This window comes from Paenibacillus uliginis N3/975, from assembly GCF_900177425.1.
Lineage (GTDB): Bacteria > Bacillota > Bacilli > Paenibacillales > Paenibacillaceae > Paenibacillus_AQ > Paenibacillus_AQ uliginis.
Genome location: NZ_LT840184.1, coordinates 552415 through 569481, shown reverse-complemented (window position 1 = coordinate 569481; position 17067 = coordinate 552415). Strand labels below are relative to the sequence as shown.

Genomic DNA, 17067 nt, shown 5'->3' with positions numbered 1-17067 from the left:
GCTCATTTAGAAAAACTGACGAGAATTAAAAATTCTCATTTATGATCTTACCGAAGTAAGATCGGTTTAACTCACTCGTTGTTCAGTTTTCAAAGATCAATTCTCGTTTTTTCGTCATCGCTTTATCTCAGCGGCGACTTTTATAATATATCATACTTCCTATCAACTTTGCAAGTCTTTTTTTTAAAAAGTTTTTTGCGATGTTTTTTGAAAGATTTAAAGCCGCCAGTTGGCGGCGTCCTCTCTAAAAAGGAAGCGAGAATTAATTTACCACATAACAACTAAGTTAGTCAACACTTTTTATCAAAATTAATGTTTGATTTGCGGAAACTTCCCGTTACGTGCATATTTCGATAACTCTTTTTGTGGAGCAAACCTCGCATACATTCTAAATACTGTTTTATATCGGTTAGCAATCGCGTGCCGAATATTTTGGTCGAGGCGCTGATCACTTAAATCGAGTAGCATTTCATCAAGCTCTTTTCTCAATACATAATCAAGTTCTTTACACTCTTTTTCATTAAACAGCATTCCCAACATAATAGGACCTCCTTTTGATTGTGCGGACAGTGTTACAGTTCACAAGTGTCACGTTTGGCCCCATTGGAGCTATGTAAGGTTGATTATCCGTTATCCGATTAACTACAGAATGGTAACCGTTCTTCCTCAGTCCGTACATCATGCCCTGTAAAGGGCCTTGGTCGATAAGACCAAAGCCGCTTTATTAGGTATGCTCATATTTTCGGAAAATTATGACATCAGCCACAACGTTATTGTACTTTCAATAATAGCCGCCACGAATAAGAGCAGAACAATCCATAGCGAAGCTGTTCCGGATTTGCGCCAAAACTCTCGCCAGCGCCTCTTCATCTCGCTTCCTCTGCTCTCTCCGGGAGCCATACTTTTAAACACAAGTCCCCCCAAGACCAGACCATAAGCAGATGCAATGAGAATCATAGGGATTTCGATAATACCGTGTGGAAGAAGGCCTTTAAAGATTAATTCACCCAAGTCTCCCCCGTTCGATTGCACCAGATTCAACAGGAAGCCGATTACCATACCATTAACAGCAAGGAACACCAGAGGAATGATCCCAAAAAATATACCCGAGAACAACACCAGTATACTTTTGACACTGTTATTGAGAAAAATGAAGATAAAGAAACTCATCTCAGGATTTTCCGATTGTCTAAGTTCCTGGCTCATCTCACCCAATCCCTGAATTTCCTTCACAATAAGATCTTGAAGTGGCCCTGAACCCACCCATCCCACTGTAATCCCCAGAGCGAACAGCACGGTTGAAAGGATCAGTGCTATACGAATTGTGGCCAAATCTTTCATAAAAGTACTAAAACGAAACATGTGATTGCCTCCTTAACAGTAATAACTCACAAGTACGAGCATAGATTTTAAGTAAACAAGCAGTAGCATTTGAAAGGAGAGGAGCACTAGCATATGAATTTCTTCTATGTATTAAACGGCAAGAAAATAAAAAGGTTTTTCTTCGTCTTTGCCGCTGCCATCTTTGCTGTGGGTGTCATCTATGTGGAAAGTGATAACATCTCCGTTTTCTCTGAAAGCTCACCTTCGGCCATTTACAGCGTGTCTACGGACAAAAAACAGATCGCTCTTACCTTTGACATCAGCTGGGGTGAAAAACGCGCAGAGCCAATTCTAAAGGTTCTGAAGGACAAAAATGTTCCAAAGGCAACCTTCTTCCTGTCGGCCCCCTGGAGTAAGAGCCATCCGGATATTGTGCACCAGATCAAAGAAGGTGGTTATGAGATCGGAAGTCACGGCTTTAAACACGACAATTACAGTACCCTCAGCGATGAGGAAATACGTAAGCAGATTTCAACAGCTCATTCTATTTTATCCTCAATGACGGGACAAGAACCCAAATTAATTCGAATGCCTAATGGTGATTTTGACAAAAGAGTGTTAAACATCGCAGACAGTCTCAATTACACCGTTATTCAGTGGGATACAGACTCTCAGGATTGGAAGAACATCGGCGTTGATAAGATTGTGGACCGTGTCGTATCCAAAGCGCATCCCGGCGATATCGTGCTTCTTCACGCCAGTGACTCCTCCAAACAGACTCACGAGGCGCTTCCCCAAATTATTGATGAGTTGCGGAAAAAGGGCTATGAGTTCGTTACCGTTACTGATCTTCTTCATCAGAGCAGCGCCAAAGGTTCCGAGGTTCGTGATCAAGCGATGATTCAGAAGAACATTGAAGATGCCGCCGGTTTATAATGAATCCTATACATTTAATAAAAAAAGAGCTAATTTGATTAGCTCTTTTTTTCGTCTTGTGTTACCTTATGTAGCGTTAATATCTGGTAAGCATTACATGCCAGTAAAGGGATAATGATAAATACAGTTGCATTGTTGACTCCGATCTTCAGCACTCCGATAATCTCGAGGATGGTTATAGCCAGCATGAAGAACATTGTCGGAATAAGTGCATGGATGTTTGTATACCTCACTTTTAAATATGTAACAATGATTGCAGTAATTAATATACCGATTCCCAAGGTGAGATCCCACGTAAGGTTCTGCTCCCCACCTACAAAAGTACGAAGAAACATTAGCTCCAGCAGAGCAAGTACAGACAGTACAATTTGTATGTACTCCCACGTCTTTCTCTTAAATACCCCGACTCCCATATAGTTCAAGGTAAGATATGCGAAAAAGCCCAATTGGGAATAAACGCTGACAAGCGCTCCGTATCCGAGCAATATTAACGGATATATCAGCATGTCAACTGCACCCTTAAACTGGATCGTACCTGTGGCAAACTGTAATACCAACCCTGCGATAACTGCACCGACGGCTCCAACAAGCATGGTTTTCCAAAATAATCTTGCCCACTTTCGTAAGCTCAAATGCTTCCACCCCCATAAGTCATTATTTTACCAACGTTCACAATAAAAAACCATTCCCGCTTCGACATATTTCTTCGGTTCCATCACATACTATCTTTAGCATCCCATCAAAGGAGGACAACGGTAATGAAGTGGCCGTTATTTCGTTTATGTATTATCTTCTGCGGAGCTGCCGCACTGCTTACCGCTTGCGGTTCCGATCAAGGATATTCATCCCAGCAGCTTGGCTATAAAGAAACGAAATCCATGGTTGTTGATATCCTTAAAACCGACGAGGGGAAAAAAGCGGTGGAAGAAGCTCTTCGCGGTGGTTCAGGCGGTTCCTCCGGTGGAGGCAGCGGCGGCTCAATGAGTATGAAAATGTTGACAGCACAATCCGGTGAACAGATCCGTACAGCCGTAAAGGATACGCTCGTCTCTGAGGAATATAAAAAGGAACTAGAAAAGATCATGACAGATCCCCAATTCGCTGGTGATTTTGCAAAAGCGATCAGTTCAGAAAGCAAACAGCTTCATATGCAGCTCATCAAAGATCCGACTTATCAAAAGTCCATGCAAGACATCATGAAGTCACCCGAGGTCATGAAAGCATTTCTCGACTTGACAAAGACGCCTGACTACCGCAAGCAATCCATGACGGTCATGCAGGAAGCGATGCAAAACCCGCTATTCCGTATGGAGGTCTTGCAGCTACTCAAAACCGTCGTACAAGAGGAATTGCAGCCAAAGGTTGAGAAGAAACAAGGCCATCAGGGCGGACAAGAAGGCGGTCAAGGTGGAGGCAAGGAACAAGGCGGCGGCGGTGGAGAAAGTGGTGGCGGTGGTGGTAGCGGTGGATAACCCTTCGTATCATAAGAAAAACACCTGTCGATGTACCTCAAAGAAGACAGACCGCACTTAGCGGAAGTATTTCTTCCGAGACAAGGATGCACTTTACTCCGATATTTATACTTTCTTATCACTTATCAAAAAAAGCTCCCTTTTTAGGGAGCTTTCCTATTTCCAGAGATCGTTTAAATCATTACCTGGAAGCTGGACTTTCGAATTTGCTGGATATCTTGGCTGCAATCTCGTCATAAATCATAGCACTTTCCGTGCCTGCTTTATATACGGAAGGAGAAAAATCAGGGTCTGCCGCAAGATTATCAGGCCCTCCTAACGGTAACTGCCCAAGCAGCTCCGTATGAAGTGTCTCTGCCAGCATGCCTCCTCCACCGCGTCCGAAGACATAATCCTTCTCCCCACAGTGGGAGCAGCTATAATAGGCCATATTTTCAACGACACCCAAAATCTCATGTTCCGTCTGTATAGCCATGGCCCCTGCACGGGCGGCCACGAACGCTGCAGTAGCGTGAGGTGTCGTGACAATGATCTCTTTGCTCTGCGGTATCATCTGATGGACATCAAGCGCCACGTCACCAGTTCCCGGCGGAAGATCGAGCAGCATGTAATCCAGCTCTCCCCAACCCACATCTTCAAAAAATTGACGCAGCATTTTGCCGAGCATGGGTCCTCTCCATACAACTGGACTGTTCTCACGAATAAAAAAGCCCATCGACATAACCTTTACTCCAAAGCGTTCTACAGGAATAATGACTCCATCATCGGTTACGTTAGGTCCCTCTTCAATCCCCATCATATCCGGTACACTGAAGCCATAAATATCAGCATCGATCAAACCGACCTTTTTACCCTGCCGTGCTAAAGCTGCAGCTAGGTTAACTGTAACGGTGGATTTACCAACACCACCTTTTCCACTGGCTATCGCAACAAAATGAACTCCGGAACCCTCACTCAAAATCTCATTGTTTTGCATACCTGCAGCATGCCCTTTTGTGAGCTTCTCTCGGTCATACGAATCTTCTTCAACGGAATTTTCCAAAGGACGCATTCGAATATGTATATCTTCGGCTCCGATTGCCTGTAGCAATTCCCGAATCTGTCCCTCAAGCAGTACTCTTTGCTCTTCACTGCTGTACGTTACTGACAATCTTACGGTACTTTCTTTAACCACAATATCGCGAATTCGCTGCAGCGCAATCAGACTCTTTCCTGTCTCAGAATCCTGAATCGGCTGTAGAATCTCCTGTACCTGCTCTCTGCTTATCAGCATGACAATCAGCACCTCGGCTCTATGTAATGGCTATATCTGAATATTTCAATTCTTGTCTATTATACCATTACTTCACCGTCTCTGACGACTGAATCGCTTGCTCCCCTGCCGTATAACGCAAAATACCTTTATAGACGGCAGCTGCTACTTTTCTTTGATATTTCTCATCACGCAGCATCTCCGACTCTTGGGGATGTGATAAAAAGCCCACCTCTACTAGAGCAGATGGAATACGAAGTGCTTGAAGTAAGAACACTTTATCATCACTTTTAGCTAGGCGCTGAGTATTCTCTAGATTGTGTTTGATCTCTGCCTGAATCAATTTAGCCAAGTTCATACTGTCCGTATTATTCTTTGGATAAAATGTCTGAGCTCCACTCCAGCGATTGGATGGGATGCTGTTCAGATGGATACTGATAAACAAGTCAGCACGGTTATCTTCAATTAACCTGACCCGTTTCTTCAAATCCTCCGTTTTCCGCTTCGAGTAACCTTTTGTCTCCTCAGAAGCCAGATCGTAATCCCCTTCTCTTGTCATTACAACCAAAGCGCCTGCTTGTTGAAGGTAATCACGCAAATAAAGCGTCACGGCGAGATTGATGTCTTTTTCAATTACCCCTTGCTTGCTGACGGCCCCCCCATCAGGACCTCCGTGACCGGCATCCAATGCAATCACTTTACCTGCAAGCGGAAGATTCCAGTACTTTACGGTTTTAGCACTCGGAATCTCATAAGACACTACGGTAATCAATAAAGCGAGCAGACCTATGCCGAATATCGTTTGTTTGATCCGTCTCCATGATATCCATAGCGTTACCTTGTCAGATCCCGGCTTGGACATAAAAAATCCACCTCGTCCCATGAGTGTTGTACTTCATGCATATGGGACAAGGCGGACAAATATGCCTTTCTTTATACAGTTATACGTTCCTTCATGCCTTCGATCAAAATCTGTGCAACTTCAGGACGGGTAAATTCCGGTGGTGGGCATTTCCCTTCACGGAGGAGCCCACGTACTTTAGTACCAGAAAGGGTCAAATGCTGATTTTTATCATGAGGGCAGGTTTTGCTCGAAGCCATATTACCGCATACGGTGCAGAAAAAGCTGTGTTCAAAAAAGAGCGGCGTGATTCCCAGCTCTTCCGGTGTAAAGTTGCTGAATATCTCCTGTGCCTCATATGTTCCGTAATAATCTCCAACTCCTGCATGATCTCGGCCGACAATAAAATGAGTGCATCCATAATTTTTCCGTACGATCGCATGGAACACTGCTTCCCGCGGGCCAGCATATCTCATTGCGGCAGGAAATACACCTAGAAACGTCCTGTTAGCAGGATAATAATGTTCCAGCAGCGTTAAATAACTTTTCATCCGAACGTCTGCAGGAACGTCATCTAACTTAGTTTCTCCAACTAACGGATTTAGAAAGAGAGCATCGACAATTTCCATCGCACTCTTTTGAATATATTCATGTGCCCGATGAACCGGATTTCTCGTTTGGAATCCGACTACCGTTTTCCAACCCTGTTCTTGAAAATGAGCTCTGGTTTTGGCCGGATCATAGTAGAATTGTCCGAATTTTTCTGGTTGCGGTCGATTAAGCACTTCAATGGGTCCACCAACGTAGATGGTGGACCTTTCGTACAATTTCTGTACGCCTGGATGTTCGGGATCATCTGTCTTGAATATTTTTATTGCCTCTTCCTGTAGATCTGCCTTAAAGATGCTCTCCACGCTGATGACGCCATAGATCACACCGTCTCGATCGCCTACAAGTGCGGCCTGATCTCCAACCGAAAATTGACTAACTATCTTCTCGTCTACCGCGAGCGTAATCGGTATACTCCATACCGTCCCATTAGACAGCCGCATAGAGTTAAGGACCGATTGATAGTCCTCTTCGTTCATAAATCCTTCCAGAGGCGAAAATGCTCCGACAGCGATTAAGTCAAGATCGGATATGGTCCAGGTATTAACAGGTATTTGAGGTAACTGATTGGCTATATTCAATAAATCATTTCGTCTTGTTTCCTGCGCTAGTCTCTGAATCAACTTCCCTCCGTGCGGCAATATGGATGTCATAATGGTACCTCCCTGTGTTTTATTTGAATCTGTACTAAAGGCTGTTATTTATGGAGTCCGCATTCCGTTTTTTCATCGCCTGACCAGCGGCCTGCCCTCGGATCCTCTCCGGGAAGGACTTCACGTGTACAATAGTGACAGCCAATGCTTGGATAGTTCCGGTCATGAAGAGGGTTATAAATGACCTCATGAGTACGGATATACTGCCAAACATCTTCACTGGTCCAATCCGCAAGTGGGTTAAATTTCACCAAACCAAACTTATTGTCATACTCGACCTTCTTGGAATTCGCACGGGTCGGTGCCTGATCCCGACGTATTCCCGTGATCCACGCATCATATTGAGACAAAATGCGAGTTAAAGGCTCGACTTTTCTAATGCTGCAGCATTGATTAGCGTCTACACTCCATAGTGAATCTCCATACTGGGCAGCCTGTTCCTCAGGAGTTATTACAGGGGAAACACGAACAAATTCCATACCGTAGTGTTCTTTCAGACGATCACGTGTGTCATACGTTTCTTGAAAGTGAAAATTCGTATCCAGGTAAAATATGTCGGTAGATGGACTGATCTTTTGAATGATGTCTACGAGTACAACATCTTCGGCGCCAAAGCTGCAGGCAAACGTAAGGTTAGGGAATGTCTCTATCGCATTCGAAATAATTTCTTCAGCAGAAGCCAGTTCGAAACTTACGGCTTTGTCCTTAATCCAATCCTCTTTTTCCAGCAAATTCAATGTAATCAGCCCCTTCTCTTTACAATTCCTCTAAAACCTACTTTAATAGTATGAATTAAATACAGTATAGTTCATTTCTAATTAATGTCAATATGAATACATTTAAAATAAACGCAAAAAAGACCTTTCCGTAAAGGGAAAAGGTCTTCAAATTATTTCGGAACGTCTACCTAGCCAAAAAGGCCAGATAGTAATGATCTTCTTTAAAAAAATTAAAGCCCTTGACCTGTGAAGGCCAAGGGCTGAAATTCCTTGATATACAAGAGATATTAACGTTTGGAGAACTGAGGAGCGCGACGAGCCGCTTTAAGACCGTATTTCTTACGTTCTTTCATACGTGGGTCACGAGTCAGGAATCCTGCTTTTTTCAAAGATCCACGGAATTCAGGGTCAGCTTTCAGCAATGCACGGGAGATCCCGTGACGGATTGCACCAGCTTGGCCGGAAATACCGCCGCCATGAGCAATAACGAGAACGTCATATTTGCCCAGTGTTTCAGTCAGATTCAAAGGTTGCTTAACGATCAGTTTGAGAGTTTCCAAACCGAAGTATTCATTGATGTCACGTTTATTGATGACAATTCGTCCTTCACCCGGTACAAGGCGAACACGTGCTACCGAGTGCTTACGACGACCTGTCCCATAGTATTGTACTTGTGCCATGAAACTGTCCTCCTTTTAATTAACCGCGAAGTTCGTAAACTTCTGGTTTTTGAGCTTCGTGTGGATGTGCTGTGCCTGCATAAGCTTTGAGTCTCAGCTTCATTTTGTCGCCCATACGGGTTTTAGGAAGCATACCGTGAACCGCGCTTTCGATCACGCGCTCAGGGAATTTTTTAATCAGGTCTTCAGCTACAGTCACCTTCAAACCACCTGGATGCATGGAGTGACGATAGTATTTCTTGTTAGTCATTTTCTTGCCTGTCAGGACGATTTTCTCAGCGTTGATTACAACAACGAAATCCCCTGTATCCACATGTGGAGTAAATTGTGGCTTATGTTTGCCGCGAATCAGAGCAGCAACTTCACTTGCCAAACGGCCAAGCGTTTTGCCTTCGGCATCAACGATGTACCAAGAACGCTCAACTTCATTTGGCTTCGCCATATAAGTGGTACGCATGTATAGTTCCTCCTTGTTTTCATCCGAAAATTCTTATCAAATTTTCTTCATCTATCTTCGATCGTATGTCATACATTTTTTTAAGTGATGGATAGTTCTTGGCGTTTTCTTAACCGGGGCTGTGGGAGAGCCGTCAAGAAAACACAACTTATATATTACAGTAACAGCCTTGAAATCGCAAGCGATTTTTTAGGTTATTATCACGATTTTTACAGCTTAATCGAATAGGTCACCAAAAACATCGAGTACCGATTTTTTCTTCTTTTTATGATAGCCTTGTCCATGCTGCGGGTATCGCTTGTCATAATCTGATTCTCTACCCGAAGGGCGGTAATTATCGTCATCGCGGTAATGTTTACGGTCATCGTCATCATGCTTGTCGTACCATTCATTAAATGCAGGTCGCACTTCACGAACTTCAGTTAACAGCTTCTCGAGTTCACCACGATCGAGCCATACTCCTTTACATTCAGGACAGACATCGATCATGACACCGTCTTTTTGCACTTCACGCATACGAACATCATTACACACCGGACATTTCATCATAAAACCTCCTCATATTTTGAGAAATACGTGCTATAACCATCTTTCAGGAGAATACGTATTAGGCAAAATCAGGTTTCACAAAAGAAGTTATATCGTATTCAACATCCCAGAGCATTAACCCTGTACTCATCGCTGTAGGACCAGCTGTAGCCCTGTTTTTAGCTTCTAGTATCACAGAGATGCTCTCAGGCGTCCGTTTTCCTTCTCCCACTTCCATGAGCGTACCCATGATAATTCTCACCATATGCTGCAAAAATCCGCTTCCCGTCACATACGTATGGATAATACCTTGATCTCTTGTACCTGGACGACACATACTCGTGTCCGTCTCGATCCAAGCATCGTAAATCGTCCGTACATGTGATGGCTTTGTGGATTTCCTTGAAGCAAAGGTTGTGAAATCATGTGTACCGATTAAATGGCGCAGCCCTTCTTCCATCGCAGTTATATCAAGCCGACCATGATGATGGAACTGATACCTGCGGTTGAACAGATCGGGAAATTGATTGGCGTTAATCGTATATCGATACGTTTTTTGTTTCGCCTCCCGACGAGAGTGAAACTCAAGCGGTACCTCCACCGCATCCGTAACGACGATGTCTTCAGACAGCCTTGAATTCAGCGCGATACACCAACGCTCTACCGGGATTTTGGACGCTGTATAGAAATTGAACACCTGCCCGCGTGCGTGCACACCGGCATCCGTACGTCCAGAAGCCGTAATCTTCAGCTTCTCACCCGAAAGTAATTCAATAGCGTCCTCCAATAAATCCTGAACCGTGTTTCCTCCAGGCTGGGTCTGAAAGCCATTATAATTGGTTCCGTCGTAACTGACCTTCATCAGAAGATTGCGCATGGTTCCCCTCCTGGTTCACTTCCTTAAGCTGCCTCCAAGTAGAAACAACTTGGCCGTCCTTGAGAGGACGGCTTCGTTACGGCATGAAATATAAGAAAAGATTCTTATATTTAAAAAAGAGCCCCCAAGGAGCTCCTTTTCATCATGCCAGCCGATCCCTTGTGTTCAGCCGCATGACTAGAAGGTCCTTGTTTACGATGCCCCAGGGGTAGCCGAGATGAGCCGGAAACCGACTATGTTCCATCTCGAACCACGACCCGAGTGGTTAGGCTGAACTTATCATCCTTGACGGATAAACAAGCATGGAGCCGGGCATACATAACTACAGTCACTTCAGAATGCACTGTTCACTCTTGAATGCACCGGATGCGTTAGCATCCTGATATCAGAGAGTGATCTAACGGGATCGAGTTAACTACGCGCGATCTACCAGTTCCAAGTAAACCATTGGAGCTGCGTCACCACGACGAGGACCCAGTTTCAGGATACGAGTGTATCCGCCTGGACGCTCATTGTAACGAGGCGCGATTTCGGAGAACAATTTTTGGATAGCATCTTGTTCACCATCAACCGTTTCGCGGCGTACGAATGCAGCCACTTGACGACGAGCATGCAAATCATTACGCTTTGCCTTCGTAATCAGTTTCTCAGCGATCGAGCGAACTTCTTTAGCTTTGGCTTCAGTTGTTTGAATGCGCTCATATAAGAACAGGTCGGTTACCAGGTCACGGAACAACGCTTTACGCGCACTGGAGTCGCGGCCCAACTTTTGGTATGCCATGTGTTTTCCCTCCTTTGCTAGAACAATCTCGAACTATTCTTCCGTACGAAGTCCCAAACCGAGCTCTTCGAGCTTTTCTTGAACTTCTTCCAAGGATTTGCGGCCCAAGTTACGAACCTTCATCATATCCTCTTCCGTTTTCGTAGTCAGCTCTTGTACCGTATTAATGCCGGCACGCTTGAGGCAGTTGTAGGAACGAACGGAGAGATCCAGCTCTTCGATCGTCATTTCGAGCACTTTTTCTTTCTTGTCTTCTTCTTTTTCGACCATGATTTCTGCATCCTTAGCTTCATCGGTCAGACCGACGAACAGGAACAGATGTTCAGTCAAAATTTTGGCGCCGAGGCTGACAGCCTCTTCCGGCCGAATGCTTCCATCCGTCCAGATTTCGAGTGTCAACTTATCGTAGTTGGTTACTTGACCAACACGCGTGTTTTCAACGCCGTAGTTTACACGGCTAATCGGCGTGTAGATCGAATCGACGGGAATGACGCCGATAGGCTGGTCATCGCGTTTGTTCCGATCCGCCTGGACATAGCCACGACCGCGACTCGCAAAAATACGCATGTGAAGTCTCGCACCAGGGCCGAGCGTTGCGATATGAAGATCCGGATTAAGAATCTCCACATCACTATCTGCACGAATGTCACCAGCGGTAACTACCCCTTCGCCTTCCGCATCAATCTCGAACACTTTCTCTTCGTCGGAATGAATCTTCAGCGACAAAGCTTTCAGGTTCAAAATGATTTCAGTCACGTCTTCCATGACACCAGGAATAGTGGAGAATTCATGCAGAACACCGTCGATCTGAACAGATGTAACGGCTGCGCCAGGCAGCGAGGACAACAGAATGCGGCGAAGTGAATTCCCCAGCGTTGTACCGTATCCACGCTCAAGCGGTTCTACTACGAATTTCCCATAGGTTCCTTCTTCATTGACATCAACGGTCTCAATTTTCGGCTTTTCGATTTCAATCACGCAAGTACCCCTCCTTCAAACGTCGCTCCTATATGAAACTGTCATCTTATCCAGTAATCCATGTAGTATGCCTAAACAACCATTCTTAGCAGATTGCACCGGATTTATACCACATTAACAGGATGACTTCATTATACGCGACGACGTTTTGGTGGGCGGCATCCGTTATGCGGAATTGGTGTTACGTCCTTAATGAGGTTAACTTCCAGACCTGCTGCTTGCAGAGAACGAATCGCTGCTTCACGGCCGGCACCTGGTCCTTTAACCATTACTTCCACTGCCTTCATACCATGTTCCATTGCTGCTTTAGCAGCTGTTTCAGCAGCCATTTGCGCAGCAAATGGAGTTGATTTACGGGAACCTTTGAAACCCATGCCGCCGGAGCTCGCCCAAGAAATAGCATTTCCGTGGGGATCCGTAATCGTTACGATCGTATTGTTGAACGTGGAACGGATATGTGCCACGCCAGATTCAATATTTTTGCGGTCACGACGTTTAGTACGTACGACTTTTTTTGGTTTAGCCATTGTCTGTTATCCCCCTTTCTTATTTCTTCTTGTTCGCTACCGTACGACGAGGACCTTTCCGTGTACGAGCATTTGTTTTAGTACGTTGTCCACGAACTGGCAATCCACGACGGTGACGAACACCGCGATAGCAGCCAATTTCAGTCAAACGTTTAATATTCAAGGAAATTTCACGACGCAGGTCGCCTTCTACCTTAACACCTGTATCGATCGTTTCACGCAATTTACCAACTTCATCTTCCGTAAGATCACGGACACGAGTATCCGGATTGATGCCTGCTTCTTTGATAATTTTCTGAGAAGTCGTTTTACCGATTCCGAAAATGTAAGTCAAGGCGATCTCAACGCGTTTGTCACGTGGCAAATCCACACCAGCTATACGAGCCATTACGCTACACCCCCTTCTTTAACCTTGTTTTTGTTTGTGTTTCGGATTTTCACAGATAACCATTACATTCCCTTTGCGGCGAATGACTTTGCATTTTTCGCAAATAGGCTTCACAGAAGGTCTTACCTTCATGTTAATTACCTCCTCCAAGTTTTACGTTTGTAAAACCAGCTTCGAAAACTAGACTGTCGTTTTGCAGTTGCAAAACTTTTCGTAACCGCTGCTGAGTTTTACTTCAGTAAAACCGCTTCGCAGCTTTCCTTTGTTCCCCAGGGGAACGTCATTCTATTTACGGTAAGTGATACGACCTTTGGACAAATCGTATGGTGATAATTGTATGACCACTTTGTCACCTGTAAGGATGCGGATAAAGTGCATCCGCAGCTTCCCGGAAACGTGAGCGAGAATTTGATGACCATTCTCCAGCTCGACTCTAAAAGTTGCATTCGGCAACGGTTCTATAACCGTACCTTCGACTTCAATGACATCTTCCTTGGCCACAGTTATTCTCCTTTCTGATCAGCATTGGATTTGTCGGATAAAAACTGGCTGACGGCGAACCGCAGCTTTCCATTCGTTACCCGACCGCTTTCTTGCAAACTGTTTACAACCTCACTACTTATGAAAGGCTGGGGCTCCAGATGAACAAGATTCTTCTTCTTCACCTGGTCAAACTTGCGTTTGTTCCCATCCGCAATATTAACAAACTTGCTGTCTTCTATCGAAACGATGACGGCATATTGATCAGCATCTCTGCCTCTCAAAATTTTGACAATTTGACCGATCTGCGGAGTGATTTCTTTATTCAAGTCGATCACCTAATCAGCCAACTTCGTCAGAATTTCCATGCCGTCCTGAGTCACTGCCACTGTATGTTCAAAATGCGCACACAGTGAGCCATCGACCGTAACGACCGTCCAATTGTCTTCCAGCGTCTTAACATTGCGCTTACCGGCGTTTACCATCGGCTCAATCGCGAGTACCATACCCGGTTTGAGTCTCGGTCCCCGGTCCGGAATGCCGTAGTTCGGAATTTGCGGATCTTCATGCAGCTCGGTGCCCACACCATGACCTACGTACTCGCGAACGACGGAGAATCCGGCATCCTCGATATGACGCTGTATGGCATGAGAGATTGTAAACAAGCGGACATCGGGTTTGATTAGCGCAAGTCCGGCATAGAGAGAACCTTCCGTCACATCCAGCAGACGCTGGGCTTCTTCGGTAATCTTTCCTACTGGGTAGGTCCATGCTGAGTCACCGTGGTAACCCTGAAACTGTGCACCGATATCAAACGTAACGATATCGCCTTCGATTAATTTGCGTTTGCTTGGAAATCCATGCACCAATTCTTCATTAACTGATGCGCAAATGCTGGAAGGAAATCCGTTGTAGCCTTTAAAAGACGGCAAAGCGTCTTGGCTGCGAATGAACCGGTCGGCCATTTGATCCAGTTCCCCGGTTGTAATACCAGGTTCGATATGGGCAGAAAGGAGTTTGTGGCATTCAGCCACAATCCGTCCTGCTTCTCTCATCAGACCCAGTTCCTTTTCGGATTTACAAATGATCATTACACTTAACCTCGCAGTACGGACGCAATTTCAGCGGAAACCGCGCCGATTTCCTGTTCACCATCAATTTGACGCAAAAGACCTTTTTGTTCATAAAACGTGAGGAGTGGTGCTGTTTTGTTGATATATTCGTCCAAGCGAATGCCCACGCTCTCTTCGTTATCGTCGGAGCGTTGATACAGTTCACCGCCGCATTTATCACAAACGCCTTCCTGTTTAGGCGGATTAAAGATCACATGATAAGTTGCGCCGCAGTTCTTGCAGATGCGTCGTCCGGTAAGACGAGCCATCAGCTTCTCACGATCAACTTTCAGGTTGATGACATGGTCGAGTCCAGTATTCAAGCGGGAGAGAATGTCATTCAGCGCTTCCGCTTGCGAAAGGGTTCTTGGAAAACCGTCCAATAAAAAACCTTTTTCGCAATCGGACTGCTGCAGACGTTCTTCCACAATACCGATCGTCACATCATCAGGCACCAGCAGACCTTGATCAATGTATTCTTTCGCTTTAATCCCAATAGGAGTTCCTTGTTTAATCGCCAGACGAAACGCGTCGCCTGTAGAGATGTGAGGAATGCCGAATTCATTTACAATGGTTTCTGCTTGTGTTCCTTTTCCTGCCCCAGGAGGGCCCATGAATAAGATGTTCACCTTAGTCCCTCCTCCTGCCTATAGTAAGAACAGCACAATAGGTGCCGGAAGCAAAATTGATCACTAACCGGAACCTATCGACTATTTATTAATAAATCCTTTGTAATGACGCTTGATCAACTGGCCTTCAATCTGCTTCATCGTATCCAGCGCAACACCTACGACGATCAGTATGGATGTACCACCGATTTGAACCGTACGTGGAAGTCCTGCTAGCGCTCCAAGGAACACAGGAAGTACTGAGATAACGGCCAGGAACAGTGCTCCTGTCATTGTCAGACGGGTCATAACCCGAGTCAGATACTTCTCGGTAGCTTTACCAGGACGAATACCTGGAACATAACCGCCGTTCTTCTTCATGTTGTCAGCCATCTGGTTCGGGTTCATCTGCACGAATGTGTAGAAGAATGTGAAACCGATGATCATCAATACATAGAGAACCATACCAAGCGGTTTATCATATGCCAAGTTTATGGTAACCCACTTAGCCCAAGCATGTGTAGCAAAGAAGCTCGAAAGAATAATAGGGAATTGAAGCAACGACGATGCAAAGATAACCGGAATGACGCCTGCGCCATTGATTTTCAATGGAATGTGCGTGTTCTGACCACCGTACATCTTGTTCCCTACAACACGTTTAGCGTACTGCACTGGGATTTTGCGAATACCTTGCTGGATAAACACAACTCCGACCACGATAAAGATAAACACCAGCACGACGATAATAGCCTTCAGGGAATTCAAGAAAATCTGATTTTCTTGAATAAATTCCGACTCCATCGTTGTACGGATATGCATCGGAATACCCGCAGCGATACCTGCAAAGATAATAATGGAAATACCGTTGCCGATTCCACGTTCCGTGATCTGCTCGCCAAGCCACATTAAGAATGAGGTACCGGCTGTCAGCACGATCGCGATGACGAGATAATCAACGAAGGTTGCATTCGGAATCATTTCGGTTCCGTAGAGACGGTTAAAACCGATCGACATACCGAAGGCTTGAATCAAACCCAAGACCACCGTACCATAACGGGTGACTTGAGCCAACTGCTTTTTACCGTGTTCCCCTTGTTTGGCCCATTCCGCAAACTTCGGAATGACGTCCATCGACAGCAACTGCACGATAATGGACGAAGTAATATATGGAAAAATCGAAAGGGCGAAAATTGAGAATTGCTGAAGTGCGCCCCCCGAGAACGTGTTGAGGAAACCAAACAATTCATTCCCGGCCTGATTTGACTGAGTAAACACATCTTTGTTCACACCGGGAACCGGCACGAACGATCCGATACGGAATATAATCAGTACAAACAGGGTGAATAAAATGCGCTTGCGAAGATCATCCACACGCCATATATTTTTCAGGGTCTTAAACATTAGATCACCTCGGTTTTACCGCCGGCAGCCTCGATCTTCTCTACCGCAGATTGAGAGAACTTATTAGCTTTTACAGTCAATTGTACGGTAACTTCACCGTTGCCAAGAATTTTGATGCCGCTCTTCGTATTGTTTACGATTCCGCTCTCGACCAAAACTTCTGGAGTAACTTCAGTACCTGCTGCAAAGCTGTTCAGTTCTTCGATGTTCACAACCGCGTACTCTTTCCGAGTTGGATTCACAAAACCGCGTTTAGGCAGACGACGATACAGCGGGTTTTGTCCGCCTTCGAAGCCTGGACGTACACCACCGCCTGAACGGGAGTTTTGTCCTTTGTGACCTCGACCTGATGTTTTACCCGTACCGCTACTTGGTCCGCGTCCAACGCGCTTGCGCTCTTTGCGGGAACCAGGAGCTGGGCTCAGCTCATGTAACTTCATCGTTC

24 protein-coding genes are annotated in these 17067 nt (G+C 45.3%); 2 read left to right on the top strand and 22 right to left on the bottom strand.

From position 1 onward, the window contains the following. Nucleotides 1-309: 309 nt before the first annotated feature. Both B9N86_RS02565 and B9N86_RS02560 read right to left on the bottom strand, forming a co-directional pair. The gene (locus B9N86_RS02565) at nucleotides 310-540 is read right to left on the bottom strand and encodes a hypothetical protein (RefSeq protein WP_208917637.1); all 231 of its coding nucleotides are present in this window, start codon (nucleotides 538-540) and stop codon (nucleotides 310-312) included. Between the two features lie 210 nt (nucleotides 541-750). Then, complete coding sequence (locus tag B9N86_RS02560; protein ID WP_208917636.1) at nucleotides 751-1362, bottom strand: stage II sporulation protein M; 612 nt, start codon at nucleotides 1360-1362, stop codon at nucleotides 751-753. Between the two features lie 93 nt (nucleotides 1363-1455). Between B9N86_RS02560 and pdaB the strand changes: the two genes are divergently transcribed. Then, a complete protein-coding gene (gene pdaB, locus B9N86_RS02555; protein ID WP_208917635.1) occupies nucleotides 1456-2259 on the top strand; it encodes a polysaccharide deacetylase family sporulation protein PdaB in 804 nt (267 codons plus the stop codon). A gap of 38 nt (nucleotides 2260-2297) precedes the next feature. On the opposite strand, the gene B9N86_RS02550 is transcribed toward pdaB, so the two are convergent. Then, the gene (locus B9N86_RS02550) at nucleotides 2298-2891 is read right to left on the bottom strand and encodes a KinB-signaling pathway activation protein (RefSeq protein ID WP_208917634.1); all 594 of its coding nucleotides are present in this window, start codon (nucleotides 2889-2891) and stop codon (nucleotides 2298-2300) included. 126 nt (nucleotides 2892-3017) lie between these two features. Here B9N86_RS02550 and gerD point away from each other — a divergent pair, with 126 nt between their 5' ends. After that, complete coding sequence (gene gerD / locus B9N86_RS02545; protein WP_208917633.1) at nucleotides 3018-3731, top strand: spore germination lipoprotein GerD; 714 nt, start codon at nucleotides 3018-3020, stop codon at nucleotides 3729-3731. A gap of 181 nt (nucleotides 3732-3912) precedes the next feature. Here gerD and B9N86_RS02540 read toward each other — a convergent pair whose 3' ends face one another. From B9N86_RS02540 to rplO, 19 genes are all read right to left on the bottom strand, one after another. After that, nucleotides 3913-5001: an Mrp/NBP35 family ATP-binding protein gene (locus B9N86_RS02540; RefSeq protein WP_208920054.1), complete on the bottom strand. Its 1089-nt coding sequence runs from the start codon at nucleotides 4999-5001 to the stop codon at nucleotides 3913-3915. Between the two features lie 70 nt (nucleotides 5002-5071). Further along, complete coding sequence (cwlD, locus tag B9N86_RS02535; protein ID WP_208917632.1) at nucleotides 5072-5845, bottom strand: N-acetylmuramoyl-L-alanine amidase CwlD; 774 nt, start codon at nucleotides 5843-5845, stop codon at nucleotides 5072-5074. A 71-nt stretch (nucleotides 5846-5916) separates the two neighbouring features. Then, nucleotides 5917-7086 carry a sulfate adenylyltransferase gene (sat, locus tag B9N86_RS02530; protein WP_208917631.1) on the bottom strand — a complete coding sequence of 390 codons (1170 nt, stop codon included), beginning with the start codon at nucleotides 7084-7086 and terminating at the stop codon, nucleotides 5917-5919. Between the two features lie 44 nt (nucleotides 7087-7130). Next, nucleotides 7131-7823, bottom strand: a complete 693-nt coding sequence (locus tag B9N86_RS02525) for a phosphoadenylyl-sulfate reductase (protein ID WP_208917630.1) — start codon at nucleotides 7821-7823, stop codon at nucleotides 7131-7133. A 269-nt stretch (nucleotides 7824-8092) separates the two neighbouring features. Further along, on the bottom strand, nucleotides 8093-8485 hold the full coding sequence (gene rpsI / locus B9N86_RS02520) for a 30S ribosomal protein S9 (RefSeq protein WP_054956038.1): 393 nt from the start codon (nucleotides 8483-8485) through the stop codon (nucleotides 8093-8095). 19 nt (nucleotides 8486-8504) lie between these two features. Beyond that, nucleotides 8505-8942 carry a 50S ribosomal protein L13 gene (rplM, locus tag B9N86_RS02515; protein ID WP_208917629.1) on the bottom strand — a complete coding sequence of 146 codons (438 nt, stop codon included), beginning with the start codon at nucleotides 8940-8942 and terminating at the stop codon, nucleotides 8505-8507. 216 nt (nucleotides 8943-9158) lie between these two features. Next, the gene (locus B9N86_RS02510) at nucleotides 9159-9488 is read right to left on the bottom strand and encodes a TFIIB-type zinc ribbon-containing protein (protein WP_208920053.1); all 330 of its coding nucleotides are present in this window, start codon (nucleotides 9486-9488) and stop codon (nucleotides 9159-9161) included. 61 nt (nucleotides 9489-9549) lie between these two features. Then, entirely contained in the window at nucleotides 9550-10347 is a 798-nt protein-coding gene (truA, locus tag B9N86_RS02505; protein WP_208917628.1) for a tRNA pseudouridine(38-40) synthase TruA, read from the bottom strand. Between the two features lie 415 nt (nucleotides 10348-10762). Then, complete coding sequence (gene rplQ, locus B9N86_RS02500; protein ID WP_208917627.1) at nucleotides 10763-11128, bottom strand: 50S ribosomal protein L17; 366 nt, start codon at nucleotides 11126-11128, stop codon at nucleotides 10763-10765. A 33-nt stretch (nucleotides 11129-11161) separates the two neighbouring features. Continuing rightward, the gene (locus B9N86_RS02495; protein WP_208917626.1) at nucleotides 11162-12106 is read right to left on the bottom strand and encodes a DNA-directed RNA polymerase subunit alpha; all 945 of its coding nucleotides are present in this window, start codon (nucleotides 12104-12106) and stop codon (nucleotides 11162-11164) included. 131 nt (nucleotides 12107-12237) lie between these two features. Then, the gene (gene rpsK / locus B9N86_RS02490; protein ID WP_054956043.1) at nucleotides 12238-12633 is read right to left on the bottom strand and encodes a 30S ribosomal protein S11; all 396 of its coding nucleotides are present in this window, start codon (nucleotides 12631-12633) and stop codon (nucleotides 12238-12240) included. Nucleotides 12634-12652: 19 nt separating this feature from the next. Next, entirely contained in the window at nucleotides 12653-13021 is a 369-nt protein-coding gene (gene rpsM / locus B9N86_RS02485; RefSeq protein ID WP_208917625.1) for a 30S ribosomal protein S13, read from the bottom strand. 18 nt (nucleotides 13022-13039) lie between these two features. Continuing rightward, nucleotides 13040-13153 (bottom strand): 50S ribosomal protein L36, encoded by a 114-nt coding sequence (gene rpmJ, locus B9N86_RS02480; RefSeq protein WP_003333770.1) that lies wholly within the window; start codon nucleotides 13151-13153, stop codon nucleotides 13040-13042. A 153-nt stretch (nucleotides 13154-13306) separates the two neighbouring features. Continuing rightward, entirely contained in the window at nucleotides 13307-13522 is a 216-nt protein-coding gene (gene infA / locus B9N86_RS02475) for a translation initiation factor IF-1 (RefSeq protein ID WP_208917624.1), read from the bottom strand. 2 nt (nucleotides 13523-13524) lie between these two features. Next, on the bottom strand, nucleotides 13525-13830 hold the full coding sequence (locus B9N86_RS02470; RefSeq protein WP_208917623.1) for a KOW domain-containing RNA-binding protein: 306 nt from the start codon (nucleotides 13828-13830) through the stop codon (nucleotides 13525-13527). Nucleotides 13831-13839: 9 nt separating this feature from the next. Further along, nucleotides 13840-14592 carry a type I methionyl aminopeptidase gene (gene map / locus B9N86_RS02465; RefSeq protein WP_208917622.1) on the bottom strand — a complete coding sequence of 251 codons (753 nt, stop codon included), beginning with the start codon at nucleotides 14590-14592 and terminating at the stop codon, nucleotides 13840-13842. Nucleotides 14593-14597: 5 nt separating this feature from the next. Continuing rightward, the gene (locus B9N86_RS02460; RefSeq protein WP_208917621.1) at nucleotides 14598-15242 is read right to left on the bottom strand and encodes an adenylate kinase; all 645 of its coding nucleotides are present in this window, start codon (nucleotides 15240-15242) and stop codon (nucleotides 14598-14600) included. Nucleotides 15243-15323: 81 nt separating this feature from the next. Next, nucleotides 15324-16622 carry a preprotein translocase subunit SecY gene (gene secY, locus B9N86_RS02455; RefSeq protein ID WP_208917620.1) on the bottom strand — a complete coding sequence of 433 codons (1299 nt, stop codon included), beginning with the start codon at nucleotides 16620-16622 and terminating at the stop codon, nucleotides 15324-15326. Beyond that, a complete protein-coding gene (gene rplO / locus B9N86_RS02450) occupies nucleotides 16622-17062 on the bottom strand; it encodes a 50S ribosomal protein L15 (protein WP_208917619.1) in 441 nt (146 codons plus the stop codon). The genes secY and rplO overlap by 1 nt, the downstream gene beginning before the upstream one ends. Between the last annotated feature and the right edge of the window lie 5 nt (nucleotides 17063-17067).